General features: G+C 53.1%; 25 protein-coding genes and 1 tRNA gene. 6 read left to right on the top strand and 20 right to left on the bottom strand.

Annotated elements, in window-relative coordinates; translation table 11 throughout:
- Position 1: 1 nt before the first annotated feature.
- The 4 genes from JMG82_RS09310 to gpmI form a co-directional block, all read right to left on the bottom strand.
- Positions 2-1,219: a beta-ketoacyl-ACP synthase II gene (locus JMG82_RS09310; protein WP_201352475.1), complete on the bottom strand. Its 1,218-nt coding sequence runs from the start codon at positions 1,217-1,219 to the stop codon at positions 2-4.
- 119 nt (positions 1,220-1,338) lie between these two features.
- Positions 1,339-1,569: an acyl carrier protein gene (gene acpP / locus JMG82_RS09305; protein ID WP_201352474.1), complete on the bottom strand. Its 231-nt coding sequence runs from the start codon at positions 1,567-1,569 to the stop codon at positions 1,339-1,341.
- 351 nt (positions 1,570-1,920) lie between these two features.
- Positions 1,921-2,667: a 3-oxoacyl-ACP reductase FabG gene (fabG, locus tag JMG82_RS09300; RefSeq protein ID WP_201352473.1), complete on the bottom strand. Its 747-nt coding sequence runs from the start codon at positions 2,665-2,667 to the stop codon at positions 1,921-1,923.
- Positions 2,668-2,761: 94 nt separating this feature from the next.
- The gene (gpmI, locus tag JMG82_RS09295) at positions 2,762-4,237 is read right to left on the bottom strand and encodes a 2,3-bisphosphoglycerate-independent phosphoglycerate mutase (RefSeq protein ID WP_201352472.1); all 1,476 of its coding nucleotides are present in this window, start codon (positions 4,235-4,237) and stop codon (positions 2,762-2,764) included.
- A 114-nt stretch (positions 4,238-4,351) separates the two neighbouring features.
- On the opposite strand from gpmI, the gene mraY reads away from it, so the two are divergent.
- From mraY to JMG82_RS09280, 3 genes are all read left to right on the top strand, one after another.
- The gene (gene mraY, locus JMG82_RS09290; RefSeq protein WP_201352471.1) at positions 4,352-5,416 is read left to right on the top strand and encodes a phospho-N-acetylmuramoyl-pentapeptide-transferase; all 1,065 of its coding nucleotides are present in this window, start codon (positions 4,352-4,354) and stop codon (positions 5,414-5,416) included.
- Positions 5,417-5,507: 91 nt separating this feature from the next.
- Entirely contained in the window at positions 5,508-6,755 is a 1,248-nt protein-coding gene (locus JMG82_RS09285) for a Mur ligase family protein (protein WP_201352470.1), read from the top strand.
- Between the two features lie 33 nt (positions 6,756-6,788).
- A tRNA-Phe gene (locus JMG82_RS09280) sits at positions 6,789-6,864 on the top strand.
- 125 nt (positions 6,865-6,989) lie between these two features.
- Here the strand turns inward: JMG82_RS09280 and JMG82_RS09275 are convergent.
- Positions 6,990-7,826 (bottom strand): mechanosensitive ion channel family protein, encoded by an 837-nt coding sequence (locus JMG82_RS09275; RefSeq protein WP_201352469.1) that lies wholly within the window; start codon positions 7,824-7,826, stop codon positions 6,990-6,992.
- 10 nt (positions 7,827-7,836) lie between these two features.
- On the bottom strand, positions 7,837-8,565 hold the full coding sequence (locus JMG82_RS09270; RefSeq protein ID WP_201352468.1) for a DUF481 domain-containing protein: 729 nt from the start codon (positions 8,563-8,565) through the stop codon (positions 7,837-7,839).
- 115 nt (positions 8,566-8,680) lie between these two features.
- On the opposite strand from JMG82_RS09270, the gene rimO reads away from it, so the two are divergent.
- Together rimO and tilS are read left to right on the top strand one after the other, a co-directional pair.
- A complete protein-coding gene (rimO, locus tag JMG82_RS09265) occupies positions 8,681-9,997 on the top strand; it encodes a 30S ribosomal protein S12 methylthiotransferase RimO (protein ID WP_201352467.1) in 1,317 nt (438 codons plus the stop codon).
- Positions 9,990-10,997, top strand: coding sequence for a tRNA lysidine(34) synthetase TilS (gene tilS / locus JMG82_RS09260; protein ID WP_201352466.1), 1,008 nt, complete (start codon positions 9,990-9,992; stop codon positions 10,995-10,997). The genes rimO and tilS overlap by 8 nt, the downstream gene beginning before the upstream one ends.
- On the opposite strand, the gene JMG82_RS09255 is transcribed toward tilS, so the two are convergent.
- From JMG82_RS09255 to JMG82_RS09225, 7 genes are read right to left on the bottom strand one after another with little or no spacing between them, the layout of a single operon-like run.
- Positions 10,934-11,500 carry a hypothetical protein gene (locus tag JMG82_RS09255; protein ID WP_201352465.1) on the bottom strand — a complete coding sequence of 189 codons (567 nt, stop codon included), beginning with the start codon at positions 11,498-11,500 and terminating at the stop codon, positions 10,934-10,936. The two genes, tilS and JMG82_RS09255, sit on opposite strands and share 64 nt — an antisense overlap.
- Positions 11,497-12,024: a hypothetical protein gene (locus JMG82_RS09250; protein ID WP_201352464.1), complete on the bottom strand. Its 528-nt coding sequence runs from the start codon at positions 12,022-12,024 to the stop codon at positions 11,497-11,499. The genes JMG82_RS09255 and JMG82_RS09250 overlap by 4 nt, the downstream gene beginning before the upstream one ends.
- 1 nt (position 12,025) lies before the next feature.
- A complete protein-coding gene (locus JMG82_RS09245; protein WP_201352463.1) occupies positions 12,026-12,994 on the bottom strand; it encodes a hypothetical protein in 969 nt (322 codons plus the stop codon).
- 38 nt (positions 12,995-13,032) lie between these two features.
- Positions 13,033-13,497 carry a hypothetical protein gene (locus JMG82_RS09240; RefSeq protein WP_201352462.1) on the bottom strand — a complete coding sequence of 155 codons (465 nt, stop codon included), beginning with the start codon at positions 13,495-13,497 and terminating at the stop codon, positions 13,033-13,035.
- A complete protein-coding gene (locus tag JMG82_RS09235) occupies positions 13,484-14,110 on the bottom strand; it encodes a lysophospholipid acyltransferase family protein (RefSeq protein ID WP_201352461.1) in 627 nt (208 codons plus the stop codon). The genes JMG82_RS09240 and JMG82_RS09235 overlap by 14 nt, the downstream gene beginning before the upstream one ends.
- Positions 14,103-15,410 carry a tRNA (N6-isopentenyl adenosine(37)-C2)-methylthiotransferase MiaB gene (gene miaB / locus JMG82_RS09230; protein ID WP_201352460.1) on the bottom strand — a complete coding sequence of 436 codons (1,308 nt, stop codon included), beginning with the start codon at positions 15,408-15,410 and terminating at the stop codon, positions 14,103-14,105. The genes JMG82_RS09235 and miaB overlap by 8 nt, the downstream gene beginning before the upstream one ends.
- Positions 15,410-15,655, bottom strand: a complete 246-nt coding sequence (locus JMG82_RS09225; RefSeq protein ID WP_201352459.1) for an HP0268 family nuclease — start codon at positions 15,653-15,655, stop codon at positions 15,410-15,412. Before JMG82_RS09225 ends, miaB begins: the two co-directional genes overlap by 1 nt.
- 172 nt (positions 15,656-15,827) lie before the next feature.
- On the opposite strand from JMG82_RS09225, the gene nusA reads away from it, so the two are divergent.
- On the top strand, positions 15,828-16,955 hold the full coding sequence (gene nusA, locus JMG82_RS09220; RefSeq protein ID WP_201352458.1) for a transcription termination factor NusA: 1,128 nt from the start codon (positions 15,828-15,830) through the stop codon (positions 16,953-16,955).
- 167 nt (positions 16,956-17,122) lie between these two features.
- On the opposite strand, the gene JMG82_RS09215 is transcribed toward nusA, so the two are convergent.
- The 7 genes from JMG82_RS09215 to JMG82_RS09185 form a co-directional block, all read right to left on the bottom strand.
- Entirely contained in the window at positions 17,123-18,082 is a 960-nt protein-coding gene (locus tag JMG82_RS09215; RefSeq protein WP_201352457.1) for an ABC transporter permease, read from the bottom strand.
- A 46-nt stretch (positions 18,083-18,128) separates the two neighbouring features.
- Complete coding sequence (locus JMG82_RS09210) at positions 18,129-18,671, bottom strand: DUF3157 family protein (protein ID WP_201352456.1); 543 nt, start codon at positions 18,669-18,671, stop codon at positions 18,129-18,131.
- Between the two features lie 109 nt (positions 18,672-18,780).
- On the bottom strand, positions 18,781-20,046 hold the full coding sequence (locus tag JMG82_RS09205) for a hypothetical protein (RefSeq protein WP_201352455.1): 1,266 nt from the start codon (positions 20,044-20,046) through the stop codon (positions 18,781-18,783).
- A gap of 248 nt (positions 20,047-20,294) precedes the next feature.
- A complete protein-coding gene (gene fabI / locus JMG82_RS09200; protein WP_201352454.1) occupies positions 20,295-21,125 on the bottom strand; it encodes an enoyl-ACP reductase FabI in 831 nt (276 codons plus the stop codon).
- Between the two features lie 86 nt (positions 21,126-21,211).
- On the bottom strand, positions 21,212-21,571 hold the full coding sequence (locus JMG82_RS09195; protein ID WP_201352453.1) for a four helix bundle protein: 360 nt from the start codon (positions 21,569-21,571) through the stop codon (positions 21,212-21,214).
- Between the two features lie 34 nt (positions 21,572-21,605).
- On the bottom strand, positions 21,606-22,334 hold the full coding sequence (locus JMG82_RS09190; protein ID WP_201352452.1) for a triose-phosphate isomerase: 729 nt from the start codon (positions 22,332-22,334) through the stop codon (positions 21,606-21,608).
- On the bottom strand, positions 22,327-23,535 hold the full coding sequence (locus JMG82_RS09185; protein WP_201352451.1) for a phosphoglycerate kinase: 1,209 nt from the start codon (positions 23,533-23,535) through the stop codon (positions 22,327-22,329). Before JMG82_RS09185 ends, JMG82_RS09190 begins: the two co-directional genes overlap by 8 nt.
- Positions 23,536-23,540: the final 5 nt, after the last annotated feature.

The following is a 23,540-nucleotide window of genomic DNA, read 5'->3' as shown; positions in this document are numbered from 1 at the left end:
ATCAGACCTTTTTGAAGATGACGACGCCGTTGGTGCCGCCGAATCCAAAGGAGTTGCTCATGGCCACTTCGATATCCGCTTTTCTCGCTTCGTTGGGGACATAGTCGAGATCGCAGTCCGGATCCGGGTTTTCGTAGTTGATCGTCGGAGGAATGGTCCCCTCACGTATCGCCATCAGCGTAATCACCGCTTCGATCGCGCCGGCGGCGCCCAGACAGTGGCCGATCTGCCCTTTGGTCGAACTCACCGCAGGACACTTCTCCTTGCCTCCGAAAAGCTCTTTCAGTGCGGCTGTTTCGTTCCTGTCGTTGATGGGCGTAGAGGTGCCGTGGGCATTGACGTAGTCGACACGGGGATTGCCTGCCATTTTCATGGCCGCTTTCATGGCACGCAGCGGTCCGTCCATCGTCGGCGTCGTAATATGGTTCGCATCTCCGCTCTCACCGAAACCGATCAGTTCGGCATAGATGTTCGCGCCGCGCGCTTTGGCCGCTTCGTACTCTTCGAGCACCAAAGCTCCGGCCCCTTCGCCCATAATGAAACCGTCGCGCTCCTTGTCGAACGGCCGCGAAGCGTGCTTGGGATCGTCGTTTCTCGTACTGAGCGCTTTCATGGCGGCAAATCCGCCGACTCCGATACCTGTAATGGCGGCTTCTCCGCCAACGACGAGCATTCTGTCGGCACCGCCGAGAAGTATCGTCTTTGCTGCCTCGCTGATGGCATGGGTGCCGGCGGCGCAAGCCGTGACAGACCCGAGATTCGGCCCTTTGAGTGTATGGGCGATCGAAACGAATCCCCCCAGCATGTTGGCGAGCGCCGAAGGAATGAAAAAGGGAGAGATGCGCCGGGGGCCTCTTTCATGAAGAACGATGGAGTTTTTTTCGATGGTCGGCAGTCCGCCGATTCCCGAAGCGCAGCTCACGCCGAAGCTTTCCCGCTCCACCGATTCGTCGATGCCTGCATCTTCGATCGCTTCGGCCGCCGCTTTGAGACCCAGTTGTATGAACCGGTCGGCTTTTTTCACCTCTTTGGGATCCATCACGGTTTTCGGGTCGAAATTCTTTACCTCCGCGGCAATCTGCACACTGAAGCTGCTCGCATCGAACAAAGTAATTCTTTCAATGCCACATTGTCCCTCAAGTATGGCTTTAAAAGAACTCTCTTTATCATGACCTACTGCGTTTATCATCCCAAGCCCGGTGACTACCACTCGCCTCACACAATCTCCTTTAATTCACCTGCAATATCCTGTTTTCACAACTTTTTCGTGAAAAAATCTCTTTCCTTATGAAGACCGGCGAAGGAAAAAACATCTCCTCCGCCACAACAGGAAAAACGTTACTTGTTCTCTTCGATATACTTGACCGCATCGCCGACAGTCTGGATCTTTTCAGCCTGATCGTCCGGAATTTCGATCCCGAACTTCTCTTCAAGCGCCATGACGAGTTCAACAACATCGAGGCTGTCCGCACCGAGATCCTCAACAAATTTGGACTCCAACTTCACTTCGTCCGGATTGACGTTGAGCTGCTCTACAACTACCTCTTTTACGTCGTCAAAAATTGCCATACCAATCTCCTTTTTTAATGAATTGCATAATGGTAGCAAAAAAAAGTTTAAAATAACTCTTGCACTGTCGAGAATTGAGTACCGGGTGTCGAGCATCGGCTCATGAGGTCTCCCTTCTCCGGCGGTGCGCAGGCGCAGATGCCAAAACCCGCTTGAGCCTGAAAACGACACGCAGGTGTCGTTTTCTACACGGCCAATGTTACAAAACAGGGTTGCCTTGCCGAGTCAATTCCTGCTTACTTGGTGCTTCCTGCCCGGCTCATGCCGTCCGGGGTTTTGGGCTGCGCAGGCGCAGATGCCAAAACCCGCTTGAGCCTGAAAACGACACGCAGGTGTCGTTTTCTACACGGCTCAAGCCATATTCATGCCGCCGTTGACTTTGAGGGTTTCTCCTGTGATGTAGGAGGCGTGGTCACTGAGCAAAAAAGCGATCGCTTCGGCAACTTCCCTGGGGTCTCCGAAACGGGAGAGGGGTATACGGTCGATGAAACTCTGCCGGATCTCCTCTTTCAGTTCGTCGGTCATGTCGGTTTTGATGAAACCGGGAGTGACGCTGTTGAAACGGATGTTTCGGGGCGCACCCTCCAATGCGAAGCTCTTCGTCATGGCGATGAGACCACCTTTGGAAGCGCTGTAGTTGGTCTGGCCCGCATTGCCTGTCTCCCCGACGATGGAGGCGACATTGACGACGGCTCCGAATCGTTTTTTTCCCATCACCTTGATCGCCTCGCGGCAGCCGACGAAGGCAGAGGTGAGGTTGGCTTTGAGCACCGCTTCGAACTCCTCCACCTTCATCCGCATCGCCAGCTTGTCTTTTGTGATACCGGCGTTGTTGACGATGTAGCTGAGTTCCCCGTCGGCATCCACGATGGTTTTGACCGCATCCACATAGGCCGCTTCGTCACTGACATCAAATCCGATCACCGCCGCTTCGCCGCCGTCCGTTTCGATCTGGGCTTTCACCGCATCCGCCGCCTCGGCGCCGCTTCGGTAGTTGATCCACACTTTCAGGCCGTACCCCGCCAGTGTCTTGGCGATTTCCGCCCCGATACCGCGGCTAGCCCCTGTCACTAAAACGTTTTTACCCGAAAATCTCATCCTTTTTCTCCTCTACTTGTGATCAATGAAAAATCAAAAATATCAATCCACGTTTTTTGGTTTTTAGCTTTGATTTGAAAGGCCGTTTCTCCTTTCAAATCAAAGGTTCATCCATCTCTTTGGGTATCGGAAGCTCCATCAGCTTCAACACCGTCGGAGCGATGTTGTTGAGCGCACCCGGTTTGACCTCTTTGACGCCCGGCGCCTTGATAAAACACCATACATCGCCGACAGTGTGGTTGGTCAGAATGTGCCCCTCTTCGTCCATCATCTCTTCGCAGTTGCCGTGGTCGGAGGTGAGCACGACCCTGTAATCCTTCTCTTCCGCTTTGTCGAAAATGCGCCCAAGCTGCGCATCGACCGCCTCGACCGCCTTGACAGCCGCTTCAAAATTGCCCGTATGGCCCACCATGTCGCCGTTGGCGAAGTTGACGACGATGAAGTCGTATGCCTCCTCCATCGCGGTCAGCACCGCATCGCCCACCTCCGGCGCGCTCATCTGCGGCTTCATGTCGTAGGTTTTCACCTTCGGACTCGGAATCAGCACGCGCGACTCGTTGAGCACCGGCTCTTCGACCCCCCCGTTGAAGAAGAAGGTGACATGGGCATACTTTTCCGTTTCCGCCGTATGCAGCTGCGTCAGGCCCGCATCGGCGATCACTTCCGCCAGTGTGTTTTTCGGCACCTCTTTTCTGAAAAGCACCGGGTAGGGAAACGACTTGTCGTACTCGGTCATCGTCGCGATATGGACATGGATCGGCTTGCGCTCGAATTTGTCGAACTTCGGGTCCCCGATCGCCGTGACGATCTCCCGCATCCGGTCGCTTCGGAAATTGATGAAAAGCACACCGTCTCCTTCCTCCATGCCCTCATGCCCCGCAAACGCCGTCGGCAGGATGAACTCGTCCGTCATATCTTCGGCATAGCACTTTTGGACATAGTCGATGGGCGAAAGGTCGGTTTTCGGTGACGCTTCGACAATGGCACGGTACCCCTTTTCCACACGTTCCCAGCGCTGATCACGGTCCATCGTGTAAAAACGTCCGCCGAGCGTCGCGATGAGAATGTTTTCACTCACTATCTCTTCGATCTGTTTGAGATAGAGGGGGGCCGACGTGGGCGAGACGTCGCGTCCGTCCGTAATCAGGTGCAAAAAGACCTTTTTCCCGGCTTCCGCCGCCATTTTCGCCAGTCCTATCGTGTGTTCGATATGCGAATGCACCCCACCGTCGCTCATCAAGCCGATCAGATGAAGCCGATCGCTTTTGTCAAGAAGTTCACGAAACACTTTGTTGGTTTTGAGAGAACCGTCTTTGAGCGCCAGGGAGATTTTGACCAGGTCCTGATAGAGCACACGCCCGCTTCCTATCGTCATATGCCCCACCTCCGAGTTGCCCATCTGCCCTTCGGGCAGACCCACATGGAGTCCATAGGTATGGATGAGCGAATAGGGAACCTCTTTGAAAAGCCTGTCGTAGGTAGGTTTTTTCGCCGCTTCGAACGCATTGGCCCTGGAATGGGGCTTGTAACCGATACCGTCCGTGATGATGAGAATGGTCTTTTTCGCCACGTTCATATTCCTTCACTTCAAACTACAGAGAATTTATACTGTTTTATGCCCAACTATATTAAAATACCGCTTTTAACCTCCTAAAAAACATTTTTTACGACAGGTATTTGACATATGCTCTATTGGTTCTACCGCCATCTCGACATCAACCTTTTCCAGTACATCACCGTCCGTTCCGGATTCGCTTTTTTTCTCGCCTTTATCCTGACCATCTGGCTCATGCCCCTCTTCATCCGTTGGGCGAAAGCGAAAAAAGCGAGCCAGCCCATCAACAAGTTCGCCCCCAAGGCACACCTGAAAAAACGGGACACTCCGACCATGGGCGGTGTGGTTTTCATTTTCTCCACCCTCGTAGCAAGCCTGCTCAGTGCCAAACTCAACAATCCCTATGTCATGGGCGCCCTCATCACGCTGATAGGATTCTGCACCATCGGCTATACCGACGACCTCGGGAAAGTGGTTTCCGGCAACAATCTCCACGGATTGAGCGCCCGTGCGAAACTCGGGCTTCAGATTCTCATCGCTTTTTGTATCAGCGCCTTTCTCGTCTACTATGCCGGATTCGACACGCAGTTTTATATTCCGTTTGTCAAATTCCCACTCTTTGACATGATGTGGGGTTCTCTCCTTTTCTGGCCGCTGGTCATCGTCGCGGCGAGCAACGCGGTCAACCTCACGGACGGTCTGGACGGTCTGGCGACGGTCCCTTCCATTTTCGGCCTCTTCTCACTGGGCGTCATCGTCTACATTACCGGCAACGCCATTTTGAGCAACTATCTCCTCTGGCCCAAAGTCATCGGTGTTGGAGAGGTGACTGTCGTCGCATCGGCACTCATAGGCGCCCTCATCGGTTTTCTCTGGTACAACTGCAACCCGGCCGAGGTCTTCATGGGAGACAGCGGAAGTCTGGCGGTGGGCGCTTTCCTGGGATACATGGCGATTCTTGGCAAAAGTGAGATTCTGCTGATTCTCATCGGCGCCATCTTCGTCATCGAAACCGTCTCTGTCATCGCCCAGGTGGGCAGCTACAAACTGAGGGGCAAGCGCATCTTCCTGATGGCTCCCATCCACCACCATTTCGAAATGAAACAGTGGGCCGAGAACAAGATCATCGTGCGATTCTGGATCATCGCCTTCATTGCCAACCTCCTGGCCCTCATCACACTGAAGATACGATGATGCTCGCAAATCACAGGTCACTGAGGGCAGACATGAGCTTCCGGCACCCGCGTCCCACTTCCGGCTCTTCGCTTTGTACCGGGGGAGCGTTATGATCGTCTCGCTTTTTGGTTACGGTAAAACGACACGGGCCATCGCCGAAAAACTGGGGCCATGCGATTTCTACGACGATCATGTTACGGTCCCGCACAAAGACGACAAAGGCAATCGGCTGCTTCCCCCCTCGCTCTTTGACCCCGAAAAAAGCGATGTGGAGATTCCCAGTCCCGGATTTCCGCCGACACATCCGCTGATCCGAGAGGCCAAAAACCTCATCAGCGAATACGACCTTTTCCTCTCCGACTACGGCCGGCAAATCCGGGAATCTCGCATCGGAATATCTTCTTTCTCCCCTCGCCCCTTTACGATCTGGATTTCCGGGACCAACGGCAAAACGACGACGACCCAGATGCTCACCCATCTGCTTGAAGATCGCGGGGCTGTCAGCGGCGGCAACATCGGCACGCCACTGGCCAGGATGGATGCCAAAGCGCCCATCTGGGTCCTTGAGACCAGTTCGTTTACCCTCCATTACACCCGTTTTGCCAAACCCGATCTCTATCTGCTTCTTCCCGTAACACCCGATCACCTCAGCTGGCACGGGGGAGAAGAGGCGTACACTGCCGACAAACTCAAGCCTCTGGGTTTCATGCAAGAAGGCGAAGCCGTCCTGCTTCCCCACCTTTTTGAAAGGTGTGCCACCGACGGTTTCCTCATACCCTACGAGGGAACCGACGACATCTGTGCCTATTTCGGTATCGATCCCAAAAAGGTGGAATTCGAAGGGGCTTTTGCGCTCGATGCGGTCCTGGCGCTGGGAGTGGCGAAGATTCTTTTCGACGAGATCGACTACGAAAAAATCAACAAATTCAAACTTGAGCCGCATCGGCAGGAGAAGATAATCGACAGTCGGGGGCGTCTGTGGATCAACGATACCAAAGCAACCAATATCGATGCGACGGCGCAGGCACTCGTGCCGTGGAAAGAGCGTACCGTTCATCTCATTCTGGGCGGAGACGACAAGGGCGTTGATCTCTCACCGCTGTTTGAGAAGCTCAAGGAGTACGATCTTTTTATCTATGCCATCGGAAGCAACCGAGAAAAGATCGCAAAACTGGCACAACGCTACCGCATTGGCTGTGAAGTCGACGAAACATTGGAACGCGCCGTCGAAGCCATCGACAAACGGCATACGCAAAAAAGCGTGGCCATTCTTTCGCCTGCGGCCGCAAGCCTCGACCAGTTTGCCTCCTATGCACAACGGGGCGAACTTTTCAAAAAAATTGTCAGCAGTTTTTAAGATGAAAAGCTCTATAATTCCGACCTACCAACCGGCCAGATAGCTCAGTCGGTAGAGCAGCAGACTGAAAATCTGCGTGTCGGCAGTTCGATTCTGCCTCTGGCCACCACTCTTTTTCATAATCTGCAATCCAATCCTTTTTGAAAACTCATTCGGTTCCGACCGCCTTGGCATATTGAAACAGCGGGATGGATGCCACCCGGAAAACAGGAGTTTTCTCCGGATGACAAAAAATCATGCCGGGTGCTCTTCTTTGTCCAGATGCACATCCATCCGGGGATAGGGAATGGATATCCCTTTTTCATCGAAGACCAGCTTGACCTTTTCGACCGTATCGAAATAGACCGCCCAGTACGCGGGCGTGTCGACCCAGGCGCGGCAAACAAAATTGACACTGCTGTCGGCCAATTCGGAGACCGCCACGAAGGGGGCGGGGTCGGCGTGGATGCGTTCATCGGCCTTCAGAATCTCTTCGAGCGTCTTTTTGGCCAGTTTCAGGTCGTCGTCGTATCCGATGCCGAAGGTCCAGTCGACACGGCGGGTCTCTTTGGCCGAGTAGTTGACGATATTGCCGCCTATGACCGAACTGTTGGGGACGATTACCACTTTGTTGTCACCCGTTTTGAAAATGGTGGAGAACATATTGATCTCTTCCACCACACCGGCCGTGCCACCCGCTTCGACAAAATCGCCCACCTTGAAGGGACGAAACATGATAAGCAGCACGGCCGCGCCCACGTTTGAGAGCGTTCCCTGCAGGGCCAGGCCGACAGCCAGACCCGCGGCACCGAGGATTGCCACGAAAGAGGTCGTGTTGACGCCGAGATTGTTGAGTGCCGCCAGGATGACGACCACCATCAACAGGATATAGACCATGCTCCCCACGAACGAAACTAGCGTCGCCTCCACCTTGGCATGCTCCATCGCCTTTTTGGTGACACGTGTCAGCGCCTTGGCAATCCACTTTCCGAAAACGAAGATCGCCAGCGCGCCGATCACTTTCAATCCATAGACGATGCCCAGATCGACGAGTTTGCTCCACTCGATATGCTGTAAAAATTCAAAATTCATCTTCTATCTCCTAGAAATCGTAAACGATGCCGACAGTTGTCGTGGTGTCGGTCGTATCTTTTTCACTGCCGTCATCGTTGAGTGCCGGCGTGTTGTCATATTTCACTTCAAAGCCCACTCTCAACGAAAGATTTTCGACCATCAGCACCTTCACACCGATTCTGAATACCGTCTCGAAGTCATCGGCACTCTCCAGATCTTCAAGGAAATTGAGTTCCGATTCGAGCGTGCTGGTTTCGCTGAAATAGTAATTGTAGTTCGCACCCAGTTTCAGATAGTGGAAATCGTCGTCACTCCCGTCGGTGAAATTGGCCCACCGGTACTGGTAACCGCCGCGGACCTTGAAAAGTTGGGTCTTGTCGTCGATGAAGAGATAACCCATACCCAGGCCTCCGTTGTACTGCTGTTCGTACCCTTCAAAAGGATTTCTCAGAAAGCCGGCTTCCACGTAGGAGTACCATTTGGGCGAATAGTGGTGGTTGACGATGCCGTATGCCCGGTAGCGTTCGTCGGTCTTGTCTCCCTCTTTTTCGCCGTAGTAGGCATCGGCTTTGAAGTGCATATCGGTCATCTCACTCCATTGGTAGTCGTTGCTGTAGACCGCGCTGAGCGTCTGACTGTCGGAGTTACCCGAGGAGCCCAGATAACCCAGCTCGATATGCTGTTTGAGCTCTCCCACTTTTATATCCGCGGCGAACAGGGCCGCACCGCAAAGAAGCATCGTTGCAACTTTTCTCATCGGCACATCTCCTTCATAAAAAATAGCCGATTCTAACATATTAAACATGAATCAATTGTGAATAGACCATTATGGTAAAATTCGGAAAAATTATCATTTCAATCTTAGGCGGATTATGAAGAAAAAACTCCATATCGTATCTCTCGGCTGCACAAAAAACCTGGTCGATACCGAAGTCATGCTGGGCCGGCTGAAAAACTTCACGCTCACGGACGAACCGGAAAAGGCCGACGTCATCATTGTCAACACTTGCGGCTTCATCGACGCAGCCAAGGAGGAGAGCGTCCAGACCGTTTTGAACCTGCACGAAACAAGAAGAAAGGACTCTCTTCTTGTCATGGCAGGGTGTCTGAGCGAACGGTACAAAGCGGAACTCAAAAAGGAGATGCCGGAGGTCGACATCTTTACCGGTGTCGGAGACTACGACAGGATCGACGAGCTGATCGCCAAAAAAGAGAGCCGTTTTACGCCCCATGTATTCCTGGTCAGCGAAGAGCATGAGCGAATCGTCACCGGATCGGGCTCCCATGCCTACGTGAAGCTCGCCGAAGGGTGCAACCAGACCTGCAGTTTCTGCGCCATTCCGGGATTCAAGGGCAAACTCCATTCCAGAACGCTCGAAAGCGTCGTCAAGGAGGTGAGACGGCTGGTGGATCGGGGATTTTACGATTTCAGTTTCATCTCCCAGGATTCGAGCAGCTATCTGCGTGACCAGGGCATAGAAGATGGTCTCATCGAACTGATCCGGGTGGTCGAAACGATCGAAGGGGTCAAAAGCGCGCGCATTCTCTATCTCTACCCCAGTACCACGTCGCCGCGCCTCGTCGAGCGCATCGCGTCGTCGTCCATCTTCGAAAACTACTTCGACATGCCGATCCAGCACATCAATCCCCGGATTCTCAAAACGATGAAACGGGGCATCGGTGCCGATACGATCAAATCGCTGCTGGAGCATATGCGCGAAATTCCCGGCAGTTTCGTACGAACCAGCGTCATCGTCGGTTTTCCCACCGAAACCGACGAGGAGTTCGAAGAGCTCTGCGGCTTCGTTGAAACGTTCGGTTTCGACAGGGTCAACATTTTCGAATACTCTGACGAGGAGGGAACAAGCGCCTACAACCTTTCGCCGAAGATCGACCCCGAAACGATCCGTGCACGGGCCGAACGGCTGGGCGAGATTGTGGAGCGCACCACCGTCGCCTCGCTTGAGAAGATGGTGGGCCACACCTGCGACATGATTGTCGAAGGTCCCAGCGAAGAGCACGAATTCCTCCTCTCGGCCCGCCCCCTTCTGTGGGCACCAGAAATCGACGGAGAGGTGCTTGTCAACGACAGCGACATCGAAAACATCCTCTATGGAAAAACCTACCGGGTCGAAGTGACTGAGCGGGTCGGCCTACAGCTTCTGGGGCGCATTCGAAGCGATGCTTGATCCCGAAGCCCTTCGCCAGCTTCAAACCGGAAAGAATCTTCTGGCCTTTTCGGCCGGCATAGACTCCACGGCACTCTACCATCTGCTCAAAGACAGAAACATCCCTTTCGATATCGCGCTTCTCAACTACAAAACCCGTCCACAAAGCGACGAAGAGGCCCATTTCGCCACAAAGCTGGCCGAAAAAGACGGCAAAAGGGCATTTGTCCGTGAAGCTCCTCTCGATCCCGAAAGCAGGGGTTTCGAAAAAAAGGCGCGGCAGATCCGTTACGATTTTTTCGAATCGCTCGTCGCCGCGGAGGGGTATGAGAACCTCATCACGGCCCATCAGCTCGACGATATGCTCGAATGGAGTCTCATGCAGTTGTGCAAAGGGTGCGGCAGCGCCGAATTCGTGGGCATGCAGCCCGTAGAGCGGCGGGAGAGCTATACTCTTGTGCGGCCGCTCCTGTTTACGCCCAAAAAGGCCCTCAGGGCATATCTTGAAAGCAGAAAAATCCCCTATTTCGTGGATCGGTCGAATCTCGAGGAACGATATACCCGCAACCGTTTCAGACATCAGGCCGCCGCATTTTTGATGCGAGAGTGCAGCGAAGGGATCGCCCGCAGTTTCCGATACATGCTCGCGGACAAAAAGCTTCTGCAGCCTAGACCCGTGGTCCTCTTTCGTCACAAAGAGCTGACCATCATCGAAAGGCCGGCGATCGACGATATCGCGATTCGCCAAATCGACAGGGTGCTGAAAGAGCACGGCTATCTTCTTTCAAAAGCCCAGAAAGAAGAGATTTTAAAACACCGTTATGTGGTCGTCGGAGGCAAATGGGTCGTTTGGATCGCAGAGCGCACGATATGGATCGCACCCTACGTTAAGGCAGCGATGCCGAAAATTTTCAGGGAACGCTGCAGGCGGGCGGAAATCCCGGAAAAGATCCGTCCCTACCTTTTTATGACAAGCGGCCTGGAGAGATTGTTGTCCGAAATGCCCACCCTCTCTTCGTAGACCCGGATGCGGAAAATGCCCTCGATCTCATCCCCGCCGTGCGCTCTGAAAGCGATGGGAAAATCGGCCTGGATCACGAATGGAAGCGATGGAAGCGCATCGAGAAATTTATAGAAGTTCTGGGGAGACTTCATCTTTGTCATCGCATTGATCTCGTAGATTTTGAAATACTTTTCGCTGGTATTGACGTCGATGGGCTTGACATCGACTTTCAGGAAGTAGCGTCTCGCCTGGGCGATGAATTTCTTTTCGTCCCAGCGGTTTTCGAACGCCTCGATGATCTTGCGGTTTTTCGCCTGAAGGCTTTTGAGGCGGTCGAAAATCGTATCGTGCTCGTCTTTTGCGGCCAGATAGTACGCCTTCTGCTCGGCATACTCCTTATTGACACTTTTGTAGGATTTCACCACCGGAATCACGAGAACGAAAATAAGCAGGAAAAGGACCAGCAGATAGAAAAGCACCCACCCAAGAAGGCGTATGAGCCGGATCTCTTTGAGACTCATTCCTCCACCTCGCTGCCCGCTTCGATGCTTCCCTCGTTGACCGACACGAATCTCCACCATCCGTTTTCAAGAGGATAGAAGGTGGTGACATTGCGCTGGAAAACCGACTTCAGCGGCGCGAGAAGCAGATAGTTGTAGACGTCCTTGGAGGGAGTCACACCATAAAGCACCAACCCCTCCCTGTCGAGAATTGCTTTGGTCAAGGTGATCTGGTCGGGCACGAGATCGAAAAGATTCTGGATGCTCTCTTTCAAAAGGGTGTTGTTGGTGTTGATCATCTCGTACTTCTGTGCGATACGTTCGATTCGGGCGATCTCGTTTTTGAAGCGTTCGCTCTTCTTTTTGAGCATTCGGGTCTGCTCCTTCATCGAAACGATCTCCTCGGCCATCGAACGCTTCTTCAGATAGACAAAAGCCGAAAATCCGAGAACGAGAAGAAGGGTGATCAGCAGGAATATCGCAAGAATCCTGCTCTCCTGGTCAAGCCGTTTTTTCGGTTTGGGGTGTATAAAGCTGTAGCGCATCCTATTTTCCTACCTCTTCGGGTACAAGCAGCGTCATCACATCGATCGGATCGAAACGAAGGAGACTCGCCTGCATAAAGAGCTCATCCTCGATATACCGGACGAAATCGCTCCCCAGGTCATCCATGTCGAATATCGTGACCTTCTCCACAAAAGCGTGGGGATAGCGGTCGTCATGATAGAACTTCGCGATGGCATCCTTCATCTCCTCGAAGAGATTGAGATTGTACTCGAGAAGCTCGAGGGCCGACTCATCCCCGATTTCGGTCCCATTCTCGCCGACATCTTCCTTGAACTCCCCCAGGATATCGATGTCGCTGATCGGTTCGATTCCCTCCTCATCCTCTTCGCCAAGCATGTCGAGATTGAATGCCAACCCCTCTTCCTCCGCTTCCGTTTCCGTGCCCAGGCTCTCGCTCTCCGCTCTGGTCTCCGAAACGATCAGCACGTTGGCGTACCACATGCGCTCTTTCGAAAAGACCGCCATGAAAACAACCCCTTTTTGGTGAAGCATATAAAGGGCCGGTTCGTTTTCGAAGAGCGACTGGCTCCGTCGGTAGAGAAGCACAAAAGGAGAATAGAGAAAGTCGAATTCGATCTCTTTGAATTTCTGCTCGAACCACTTCATCTCGACCAGCGAAGTATAGGCGAGCCACTTGTCGTCGACACAGAGCGAATGGACCAGCGCCGCATCCACGCCGAAACGCTCGTAGGCCGATTTGTTGCACTGCGGCAGGGCGCCCTGGTTGACCGTATCGAGCATCGCGGCGACGTAGGTCTTCGGATAGGTGCGGCGGATCTCCTCGTACCAGGCGATCAGTTCCGACCTCTTTTCAAAAGGAATGGTGCGCCGCTCCTGCAGATCGATCTCGTCTTTTTCGATATATCCGAATGCAGCTTCTATCTTCTCTTCGTTCAAATAGAAAAGAAAGGCCGTTTTCGGCCAGAAATAGCGCTGCAGTTTCCCCACATCAAGCCTTTTTAAGATCTGAATCTCAATATCTTAAACTATTTTTGCTTAAACAACGACGTATAGAGATTTTTGAATTTTTCGTAGATATTGCGCGCCCGTTCGATGAGTTCTTCGTCCGTCAGGGGTGTCGCGATCAGTTTTTCGTACCGTTCGATCATCACTTCGCACATCATCTTGACCCGTATTCTGTCCGCATTGCTGATGGGCTGCCGGTTTGCGATCTCCTCGATCTGCCTCAAAAACGCGGCACCCTCCCGGATATAGCCGAGATAGCGCTCCGCCACTTCCGTCTGGGTCATCACCGTCAGCGCCATACGATTGTACGGGTCCAGGGCGTAGGCCTCTTTCGCCAGCGCGTAGGCTTCGTCGTAATCGCCCATGAAGTAGTACCATTTCGCTTCGAACGCTTTCTGGTAGGAGGGATTGATCCACGCAAAAACCGCCATCGACGCCAACAGCAGCAAAGCCAGCAAAGCGTAGACTATTCTACTCGACTGCATGTTCCAGCATCCTTTTGCGAATGAGTTCCCGCGCCGCCTCTTTCTCCATTCCTGCGATATCGATCGGTTCGGAAACGTAATACTCTATTGTACCGAAGGGTTTTGGAATGACAAAGCGGTCCCAGCTTCCCGCCTGCCAGTAACGGGAAGGAAGGCAGTTGAGTATGACGATCGGCACATGCGCTTTCTGCGCGATGACGATAGCCCCGTCGGATACCGTGTGCCTGGGCCCTTTCGGCCCGTCCGGCGTAATCCCTATGCTCTCGCCCTCTTTGATCTTCCTGAGTGCCGCCATCAGGACCCGGGCCGCCCCTTTGCGGCTGGACCCCCGTATCGTCGCCAGACCGAACGCGCCGATGGTTTTGGCGATGATCTCTCCATCGAAATGTTCGCTGATCATGACATTGACACGGCTTTTGGGGGCGGCTTTGCGAAAGATGAAGGGAGCCATCAGCAGTTCGCCGTGCCAAAAAAGGACGACAAAAGGCGTTTCGGGTATCTTCCCACCGAAATGCCATCGTTTTCTGTTGGTGAAAAAAAGCAGCCACATCACCGCCACGACGATGGGAGGAACGAGCCATACGGCAAGACGGCGCAGCCACTTTTTACGCAACCACGGCTCCCCTGTGGCTCGTCCTCCCCGCTTCCGTAATTTTCACCGGCACGGTTTTTCCGAGCAGCTCTTCGCTCCCTTCCACCTGGATCAGCATATTGTTGTCGGAGCGTCCGGCCACCATACCGCCTGGGCGAAGCTCTTCGAAGTAGACCTCGTGCACCTGCCCGATCCGATCGGCCTTCATCTCGTCCAGAATCTCCCCGTGCCGCGCCTGAAGACGACTCAACCGTTCGGAACCGATCTCGTCGGGAATCTGGTCGGCGTAATTTTGCGCCGGCGTCAGAGGGCGGGGCGAGTATTTGAAACTGAAAACCTGCTCGAAACGGACTCTCTCCAGCACGTCCATCGTATCTTCGAAATCTTCATCCGTCTCTCCCGGAAAGGCGACGATGATGTCGGTACTGATGCTCACATCGGGCACCATCTCCCGCAATTTGGCGGCACGGTCCAGGAACCACTCTTTCGTGTAGCCCCGTTTCATCGCCTTCAAAATGCGGGTGGAACCGCTCTGCAGCGGCATATGCATCGATTTGCAGATTTTCGGGTTGGTGGCGAACTCCTGCAAGAATGCATCGTCCATATGGAGCGGATGGGGAGAGGTAAACCGGATGCGCTCCACCTCTTCGATCTCGCTCACCGCTTTGAGAAGATCGGTAAAGTTCATTCTAGGATGCTCCCCGCTGAAACGCCGGCCGTAGTTGTTGACGTTCTGGCCAAGCAGAAAGATCTCTTTCGCGCCCCTTCGCGCCGCCCTGCGCGCTTCGGAGACGATCAGCTCCGCGGGAATCGACACCTCTTCGCCCCGGGTATGGGGCACGATGCAGAAGGTGCACTGCTTGTCGCACCCTATCGAGATGTTCACGTAGGCTTTGTAGGGGGAGCTCCTGAAATCGGCGAACGCGTACTGGCTCTCGTCGTAGTCGATATCCACTTCCACCGCCTTGGGCGTATGGAGCACTTTCGTGATCTTGCTGACGTTCCGAGCCCCCAGCACAAAGTCGACGAAAGGGGCGCGTTTGATGATCTCCTCACCCAGATGACTGGCGGTGCACCCGCACACGCCGATTTTGGCCCCCTCCTTCTTGCGCTTGTTGAAGACGCCGATTTCACTGAAGAGTTTGTTGACGGGCTTCTCCCGCACGCTGCAGGTATTGATGAGAATCAAGTCCGCCTCTTCCAGGGTCTCGGTGGGCTCGTACCCCTCTTTCTGGGTCAGCTCCGCCACGATATGCTCGCTGTCGCGGACGTTCATCGCGCAGCCGAGCGTCTCGATATAGAATTTTTTACGCATCGCCATCAGATTAGGATATGCACCTCGTAAAGATAGTCGTTTTCGTCAAGACCGAAACGGATCTCCCGAAAATAGACGCTGTAACCTTTCTGCTCGAAATGCTCGACCATTTCCATCAAATCCTTGTGGGAGTTCTCCCTGTCGAAATAGAAAATCTTCTGCCCCTCTTTTTCAAGCTCTTTTTCGATCTTCTCGACACTGATTGACTTGGGTTTCGCATTCAGTTCCGTTCTGGCTGCTTTAAGTTCCATTCGCGTTTCCTCACAAATTTTGCATAATAACTGCCCGATTATATCGAAATGAAGGTAAACTTTTTATAAATGTTAAAGATTGCTTTCAGTATAATTGGCGTCTCAACAGACTGCATAGACCGCTGCAAGAAGAAACAATCAATCAAAAAAAGAAAAAGGAAATGTCAAAGGGATGGAAAAAATCATAGATATTATCGACTCTATTGCCCACGAAAAAGGGCTGCCGCCCGAATCCGCGAAAGAGGCTTTCAAAACAGCGCTCGTCCAGACAGCCAAACGGGTCATCTGCGAAACATGCGACTACGATGCCGAAATCGACGAGGTGAACAAAACCTATATCCTCCGCCAGAAGATCACCGTCGTCGAGGCGGACGATCCGCGGCTCGTGGACGAACCGGAAAAGTATATCGCGCTCGAAGAGGCCCGCGAGATCGATCCCGATGCCGAAATCGACGACGAACTTACGGGCGAACCCATCAACCTCGAAAAGTACGGGCGCAGCGCGGCGGCGGCGCTCTACCACGAAATCGAATACCATATCCAGCGCTTCGTCGAAGAGCAGATGTTCAACAAATACAAAGCGATGATCGGCACGATCGTCAGCGGACCGGTCACCCGCGTCGACAGCGAAGAGAATACCTACATCGAAATCGACGAAGTCAGGGCCGTCCTGCCCAAACGCAATCGCATCAAAGGAGAATCCTTCAGGGTGGGTGAGACGATCAAGGGGATATTGCGCTACGTCGGCATCGACAAGAAGTTCGGCATCCACCTGGAGATTTCGCGAACCATGCCGAAATTCCTCGAAGAGCTTCTGCGTCAGGAGGTGCCCGAAATCGCGGACGGGCTCGTCATCATCGAAAAATCGGCGCGGATTCCCGGTGAGCGGGCCAAAGTGGCACTGACCGCCACAAGCCCCAGCGTCGATCCGGTCGGCGCCACGGTCGGGGTGCGCGGCGTACGCATCAATGCCGTCAGCCAGGAGCTTCACGGGGAAAACATCGACTGCATCGAATACTCCCCGATCCCGGAGATCTTCGTGGCACGCGCCCTCAGCCCCGCCATCATCAGCAGTGTGAAAATAGAAGGGGAGAAAGCGGTTGTCACCCTCCCGAGCGACCAGAAGAGCAAAGCGATCGGACGAAGCGGCATCAACATTCGTCTTGCCTCCATGCTCACAGGCTACCAGATCGAACTCGCCGAGATCGCATCGACCGCCACCTGCACCACGACCGAAGGGGGCATCGAAGAGGAAAAACCTCTCAACCCCGACGCCCTCAAAGCGCTTTTTGGAGAGTGATCTTACGCCCGCTTCCAAGCGGGCTTACCCCCCATATTTTTCACTTCCTTTTTGATTTGTATATTATCTGCATCCACTCCTTCCAATACCGCACACCCAATGCCTATCCAAAAAGAATCGAAATCAATGCAAAACCGGGTGAGAAGAAATAGCGAGCAGCCGAGTATTCACTCTCTTGCCGCATAAGGATTCAATTTCAAAAGAGTCAGATCTGCCAAAACGTTCCCAAGCAACGTCAAAAAGGCCGTAATGATCAGAATGCCCATGATAACCGGATAGTCACGGCTGAGTGCCGACTGGTAAAAAAGCAGCCCCATGCCGTTGATGGAGAAGATCGACTCGATGATGACGCTGCCGCCGATGAGGCCGGGCAACGAGAGGCCAAGAATCGTGATGATGGAAGGCATCAGATTTGGCATGATGAAACGTTTGCGAATCGTCTGCTCGTCGATGCCCCGTGCTTTGGCGAAAAAGATGTAATCGCTTTTGAGAATTTCGAGCGTCAGCGAGCGAACATACATCGTCAACCCTCCGATACCGCCGAATACCATGACAAAAACGGGGATGGCCAGATGCCAGGCGTAGTCGACCCATTTCATCATCCCCGTTTTGGGTTCGATGCTCTGTAGTCCGCTGATGGGAAACCACCCCAGGTGCAAACCGAAGACGAGAATAAGAATAAGAGCCAGGTAGAACGACGGCATCGCAAAACTGACCAGCGAAAGCTGCTTGATGCTCCGGTCAGTCGGTGACTGCTGTTTCAATGCCGCTTTGATGCCCAGACGCAGGGAGATGAAAAAGACAAAAACCATCGAAAGCAGGTTCATCGTCAGCGTGATGGGAAGGCGCGAAGCGATCTCCTCCGTCACCCCCTTGCCGCTGGCGAAGGAGAGGCCGAAATCAAGATGCAACATCGCCCAAATCCAGCGAAGGTACTGCTCCCACAGCGATTTGTCCAGCCCGTAAACCGCCTTGAGATGCTCGATGGACTCTTTCGTGATGTTGGGGTTGAGTTCGCCCGCCGCAAAAAAACTGTTGGGTGCGGCGTGAATCACAAGAAAGGAGATGAGCGAGATGAGCAGCAGCATCCCGCCAATGTAGAGCAGTTTTCGCAAAAAAAGAGGCATCTTTCAGAGGGAAAAGCGAAAAGTGAAAAGTGAAAAATTTTTCAACTTATCTGACCTTTTTCAATTCGGTCGGGATGGTGGCCGAATAGTCCGTCAACGAGCTGAAATCGGGTGAAAAGGCGAGTTTCCGCAAAATGCCTCCGAAAGAAAAGTAGCCTGCTGAACCAAATTCCGCAATATTCAAAACAAATTCCCTTTCATTTGGTTTGATATTCTGTATCTTATAGCTGCCCGAACGTTTTTTCCGGCCATCAACGAATGTTGCCTTATCTTTTTCGATGATATATTTCAGTTTACCGTCGGCACTTTCCCATACACCTTCAAGTTTGTTCATATAATCGAGAACCAGTGGATTTTGATTTTGTCGAGAAGAGATTGGGGTTGCGGTGGTTTCGGGAGTGTGGCCCGCAGTTGCAGGTGTAGCCGCAGAAGCTGGGAGCGGTTCGGCTTTTTCGTTCGGCAGTCTTGTTTCGACCTTTTCCCATGTGCCGTCGTCTTTGAGAATGATAACAGTACCATCCTTGAGTCTGGCGTATTGGCCGGCAGAAAGCGCGATGACAAGCAGAGAGAGCAGAAGAGTCTTTTTCATGGTTTGTACCTCGATCTTTTTGGATGCATTATAACCAAAAGAGGTAAAAACAGGGCATAAAAAAAGGCCGCTCCGAAGAGCGGCCTGAAAAAATGCGGTAACGCCTGAATTAGAAGTTGTAAGTCAGGTAGACTTGCAGCGTGTTGTAGCTGTCACCGTCATTTTGATCATCGGCATCTGTATAGATATAAGCCAGTGATGTATCAAATGCACCGAAAGATTTGCTTGCAGTCAATGCGAACTCGGTCATTTCTTTGTCATCTGCAGTACCGGCAGTCTTTTTATCCTGCTCGCTGTAAGTGTAATAAGCACCGAAATCGGCAACGTCCGCCCAGCTGTATTCAGCAGTGATGTTGTAAGCATCTGTATCTGTCGCAGATACATAGCCGTAGTTCCACCATGCTTCGGTATAGAGCTTGGACTGCGCACCACCGACGTTGGCAAATCCGACATCACCTTTGTCAACAGAAGAGTAAGCTCCGGAAATTCGTGCTCCGGCAATGTCAAGACCGACTTTTACAGCCCAGACGGTCGCATCATCAGTGTCATTCAGACCCAGTTTTTTCGCCATGCCGTCACCGAGCATAGTACCGGCGAACTGACCACCGATTTCAAGATTCATGTCTTCGCCGATAGCCGGTTTGACATCTGCCTGCAGCCAATAGGCATCGGCGATGGAATCGACACTGTAGTACCAGGCTTGTGCGGTTGTGTAGGGAATCAGGCTTGTGACGGCACCAAATGCATACGCTCCGTTGGCATCACTACCGAAAGCGCCGGGGAAAGTATCGAAAGTCTGACCACCGAATCGCTCTTCAGTCGATACGGTATTGATACCGTTGACGTTGCTTCGCATAACCCATGCAGCGACCAAAGCGGTCTTCTCGATGTGCTGGTCAACAACGACCGCCGCATCGTAGCTGTTGCTTGCGATGTTCCATTTTTCGGAGAAAACCATCGGGGTATCGAGGTATTGGCGACCTGCGATAACAGTCGTTTTGTCGAAAACCGTACCTTTGATGTTCGCTTCGTCAAACCAGATTTGGCTGCCAACATGATTGCCGGCCCAAACATCGGAAACGATGCTGCTTTCAAGACCCAACGTTTCCAGCAGTGTCAGGCTGATGCGTCCTGTCAAACCGGCCGGCATGTCGTTTGCCGTCATACCGATTCGGAAAGCGGCGTTGGCATACGAGTTATCCTGCTTGAAAAGACCTGAATCTTCAGGTGCGTGACCGGCCAGTGCACCAGCCCACTCATCGGCATCGTTAGTACCGTAGAACACTTTGACGTCGCCGTCCACTTTGATATCAGTCGCGAACGCGCTGATGCCCATTGCCATGATAGCCGCGAGGCTCAGTTTTGCAAATTTCATTCCTACTCCTTAGGATTTTGAGTTTGTTAGCTTGCAGGCGGCATTATAACAGTGAACGCTTAAGAGACTGTTAGAATTTCTTATTTGTTTACTTTTTGTTAACTTTTTGTAAGAATTGTTTACCTATGGCATTGGGTAGCGGGCATGTGTCAAGTAAATGGGCCCATTTTTCCAATTTTCCGTTTGGTTGAAAATCGTTATCGATGTCTCTTTCAAAACCCGAGAGCCCATACCCGAGGGGTACTGGGCTATTGATTGTACATTTTGTCCCAATTTAAAACCGCTTTGCCTTCTTCATCCTCGTCGACGGCCGCCATACCCATAATATGGTAGCCGCCATCGACGTAGAGCACTTCGCCTGTCACACCGCTGGCCAGGGGGCTCAACAGGTACATCGCGCTGTTGCCCACTTCGTCGATGGTGACGTTTTCACGCAGGGGCGCGTTGGCTTCGTTCCATTTGAGAATGAACCTGAAGTCGCCGATGCCGCTGGCGGCCAGGGTCTTGATGGGCCCGGCGCTGATGGCGTTGACCCGAATCTTCCTGTGGGGGCCAAGGTCCGCCGCCAGATAGCGCACCGACGCCTCCAGCGCGGCTTTCGCGACGCCCATCACGTTGTAGTTGGGAACGTATTTCTCGGCTCCAAGATAGCTGAGCGTCAGAATGGAAGCGCCTTCATTGAGCATCGGCAGCATATAGCGGCTCAGTTCGATGAGACTGTAGACCGAAATCTCCATGGCGATGTTGAAAGCCTCCCGCGTCGTTTCGACGAAAGGGTTGCTCAGCGCCTCTTTGGGCGCGAAGGCGACGGCATGGACGACAAAATCGAAGGTTCCCCACCTCTCTTTCAGCGCCTCCGCCAATGCCTCGAACTCTTCGGGCTTGCTTACATCGAGCGGATAGACCATGTCGCTGCCAAACTCCGCCGCGATCGGCTCGACCCGCTTTTTGAGCGCGTCGTTGAGATAGGTAAAAGCCAGCTCGGCACCCTGCGCATGGCACGCCTTGGCGATGCCGTAGGCGATGGATTTGTTGTTGGCGACCCCGACGATGAGACCGCGTTTGCCTTTCATGATCATAGAAAACCTTTCAAACTAAAAGTTAAAAACTAAAAACTAAAAACTCAGGATGCGGCTTTGCCGCTTCTATTTTTAATCTTTGGTTTTCAACCTGATGTCTTCAACGTTTTAATGCTCGAGACCAGAAGTTTTATCAGTTCTTTGTTGTCCGGTTCGATGCTTTGAAACATTTTATCATTAATGTATTCAGCATCATGTAAAAGCATCAACCAGTAGTTCGTTTCATTGGCCTCTTTGAGTGCTATGTTGAGTTTGTTGACGAAATCGGCTTTCGATTGGGCGAACTCCGCTTCATAGATCAAAGCACCTATCGCCGTGCCGCTTCGCATAAGTTGCTTGGTTAAGATATATTCACTTCGCTCGGCCTGAAGCCAGCGGCAAAGCTTGATGATTCGTAATGCAAATTTGTAACTTTTGCCCCTGACCAGACTTTCGTTCTCTCTCATCGAAAATCGTCCGCGAAGCGGTTCACCCCAACTTTTAGTTTTTAGTTTTTAGTTTTTCACTGATTTCCAACATGGAGACCATGCTGGAGATTTCCCAGCTCGCCGTGCCGATCAGTGCGCCGTCGCAGCCCTCCACACTCAAAATTTCTTCGATGTTGGCCGGTTTGACGCTGCCTCCGTACAGAAGCGGGCGGTCGCTGAACCGTTTGATCATCGCGTGGGTCGTTTCGATCAGGTCGGGGGTGGCGGTTTTTCCTGTTCCGATGGCCCAGACCGGTTCGTAGGCGAGAATCAGTTTGCTGTAGGCGGTATCGATGCCTTCCAACTGCTCCACCAGATAGCGGCGGACCGCTTCGTCACCCGCTTCTCTCACTTCCAGCGGCTCGCCAATACAGTAGAAGATGGTGAAGCCCTGCTCCTTGAACCAGGCGTATTTCTGCGCGATGAAAGCCTGGGATTCGCCAAGAATATGGCGCCGTTCGCTGTGGCCCACCAGCACCGTTTCGATACCGAATTCACCCAGCTGTTCAAGACCAATCTCCCCTGTGAAGGAGCCTTTGACCGTCGGGTACGCATTCTGAGCGCCGACGCGAATGTCGTTTTTCGTTTCGAAACGATCGAGTGCGGTGGCCGGCGGGAAGATGTAGGTTTCACCCCCGTAACCCATCTTTTCCATCGCGGCATCGAGCGCCGCGACATACTCCCGTGTCGAAGCGCGGGTATGGTTGGTCTTGAAGTTGGCGGCGAGTATCTTTCTACTCATCCTCGGACCCTTCCACCTGCAGTGCCGCGATACCCGGCAGATTTTTGCCTTCCATCAGTTCGAGGCTTGCGCCGCCACCGGTGGAGATGAAGGTCATTTCGTCATCGACGCCCACCCGCTGGATCAGGTCGGCCGTGTCACCGCCGCCGATAATCTTGGTGGCGTAGGACTCCGCCACGTAGTTGGCCAGTTTGAAGCTGCCGCGCGCGAATTTGTCCATCTCGTAGACTCCCATCGGGCCGTTCCACAGAATCGTCTGGCAGTCTCCGAGCGCCTCTCGGAAAAGGCGTGTGGATGAAAGACCGATATCGAGCCCTATCCACTCTTCGGGAATCTCCTGAAAGGTGACGTACTTGACCGGCGCATCCTCCTTGAACTCCGGGGCGACGACAAAATCGACCGGCAGGTAGAATTTGACCCCCAGCCGCTTCGCTTCGTCCATGATGTGGCGCGCATCCTCGAGCAGGTCATCCTCGACAAGCGATTTGCCCACCTCGTAGCCGCGGGCTTTCCAGAACGTAAAGGCCATCGCCCCGCCGATCACCATCTTGTCGACTTTGGGCAGCAGATTGACGAGCGCCTCGAGCTTGCCGGAAACTTTCGAACCGCCGACGATCGCCATGAAGGGCCGTGTCGGTTTCTTCAGGAGTTTGTGGAAATATTTGATCTCCTTTTGCAGGAGGAATCCGGCCCCTTTGTGCCGGCTGTCGAAAAAGTGGGTGATCGCCTCCACGGAAGCGTGGGCCCGGTGGCTGACACCGAAGGCGTCGTTGACGTAATACTCCGCCATCGAAGCGAATCTCTTCGCCAGTTCCATGTCGTTTTTCGTCTCGCCCGGTTCGAAACGGACATTCTCAAGAAGCAGTATCTCCCCCTCTTTGAGATCTCTGGCTTTGGCCGTGGCATCGGGGCCTACCACGTCTTTTGCGAGGACAACGTCATGATGCAGCAGCGCCTGCAGACGTTTCGCCACAGGTTTGAGTGAGTATTTCTCGTTGAATTCTCCCTTCGGCCGCCCCATGTGGCTGGCGAGAATGATGGCGCATTCATGGTCGAGGCAGTAACGGATCGTCTGAAGCGCCGCGCGGATGCGGCGATCGTCCGTGATGTTGCCATACTCATCCAGCGGCACGTTGAAGTCGCATCGTATAAAGACTTTTTTTCCGGCGAGTTCAAGATCTTTTATCGTAAGAAGCTTCATCGTTG

The organism is Hydrogenimonas urashimensis, from assembly GCF_016593255.1.
Lineage (GTDB): Bacteria > Campylobacterota > Campylobacteria > Campylobacterales > Hydrogenimonadaceae > Hydrogenimonas > Hydrogenimonas urashimensis.
The sequence above is the reverse complement of the archived record's forward strand: the minus strand, read 5'-3'. Positions and strand labels throughout refer to the sequence as shown.

Coding starts and splice junctions, on each gene's coding strand:
- JMG82_RS09195 (WP_201352453.1), bottom strand. CDS start 21,571: ATGAGAGAGAACGAAAGTCTGGTCAGGGGCAAAAGTTACAAATTTGCA.
- mraY (WP_201352471.1), top strand. CDS start 4,352: ATGCTCTATTGGTTCTACCGCCATCTCGACATCAACCTTTTCCAGTAC.
- JMG82_RS09185 (WP_201352451.1), bottom strand. CDS start 23,535: ATGAAGCTTCTTACGATAAAAGATCTTGAACTCGCCGGAAAAAAAGTC.
- JMG82_RS09270 (WP_201352468.1), bottom strand. CDS start 8,565: ATGAGAAAAGTTGCAACGATGCTTCTTTGCGGTGCGGCCCTGTTCGCC.
- JMG82_RS09215 (WP_201352457.1), bottom strand. CDS start 18,082: ATGCCTCTTTTTTTGCGAAAACTGCTCTACATTGGCGGGATGCTGCTG.
- fabI (WP_201352454.1), bottom strand. CDS start 21,125: ATGATCATGAAAGGCAAACGCGGTCTCATCGTCGGGGTCGCCAACAAC.
- JMG82_RS09250 (WP_201352464.1), bottom strand. CDS start 12,024: ATGCGCTACAGCTTTATACACCCCAAACCGAAAAAACGGCTTGACCAG.
- nusA (WP_201352458.1), top strand. CDS start 15,828: ATGGAAAAAATCATAGATATTATCGACTCTATTGCCCACGAAAAAGGG.
- JMG82_RS09275 (WP_201352469.1), bottom strand. CDS start 7,826: ATGAATTTTGAATTTTTACAGCATATCGAGTGGAGCAAACTCGTCGAT.
- rimO (WP_201352467.1), top strand. CDS start 8,681: ATGAAGAAAAAACTCCATATCGTATCTCTCGGCTGCACAAAAAACCTG.
- JMG82_RS09205 (WP_201352455.1), bottom strand. CDS start 20,046: ATGAAATTTGCAAAACTGAGCCTCGCGGCTATCATGGCAATGGGCATC.
- miaB (WP_201352460.1), bottom strand. CDS start 15,410: ATGGCGATGCGTAAAAAATTCTATATCGAGACGCTCGGCTGCGCGATG.
- acpP (WP_201352474.1), bottom strand. CDS start 1,569: ATGGCAATTTTTGACGACGTAAAAGAGGTAGTTGTAGAGCAGCTCAAC.
- tilS (WP_201352466.1), top strand. CDS start 9,990: ATGCTTGATCCCGAAGCCCTTCGCCAGCTTCAAACCGGAAAGAATCTT.
- JMG82_RS09285 (WP_201352470.1), top strand. CDS start 5,508: ATGATCGTCTCGCTTTTTGGTTACGGTAAAACGACACGGGCCATCGCC.
- JMG82_RS09190 (WP_201352452.1), bottom strand. CDS start 22,334: ATGAGTAGAAAGATACTCGCCGCCAACTTCAAGACCAACCATACCCGC.
- JMG82_RS09225 (WP_201352459.1), bottom strand. CDS start 15,655: ATGGAACTTAAAGCAGCCAGAACGGAACTGAATGCGAAACCCAAGTCA.
- fabG (WP_201352473.1), bottom strand. CDS start 2,667: ATGAGATTTTCGGGTAAAAACGTTTTAGTGACAGGGGCTAGCCGCGGT.
- JMG82_RS09240 (WP_201352462.1), bottom strand. CDS start 13,497: ATGCAGTCGAGTAGAATAGTCTACGCTTTGCTGGCTTTGCTGCTGTTG.
- JMG82_RS09210 (WP_201352456.1), bottom strand. CDS start 18,671: ATGAAAAAGACTCTTCTGCTCTCTCTGCTTGTCATCGCGCTTTCTGCC.
- JMG82_RS09255 (WP_201352465.1), bottom strand. CDS start 11,500: ATGAGTCTCAAAGAGATCCGGCTCATACGCCTTCTTGGGTGGGTGCTT.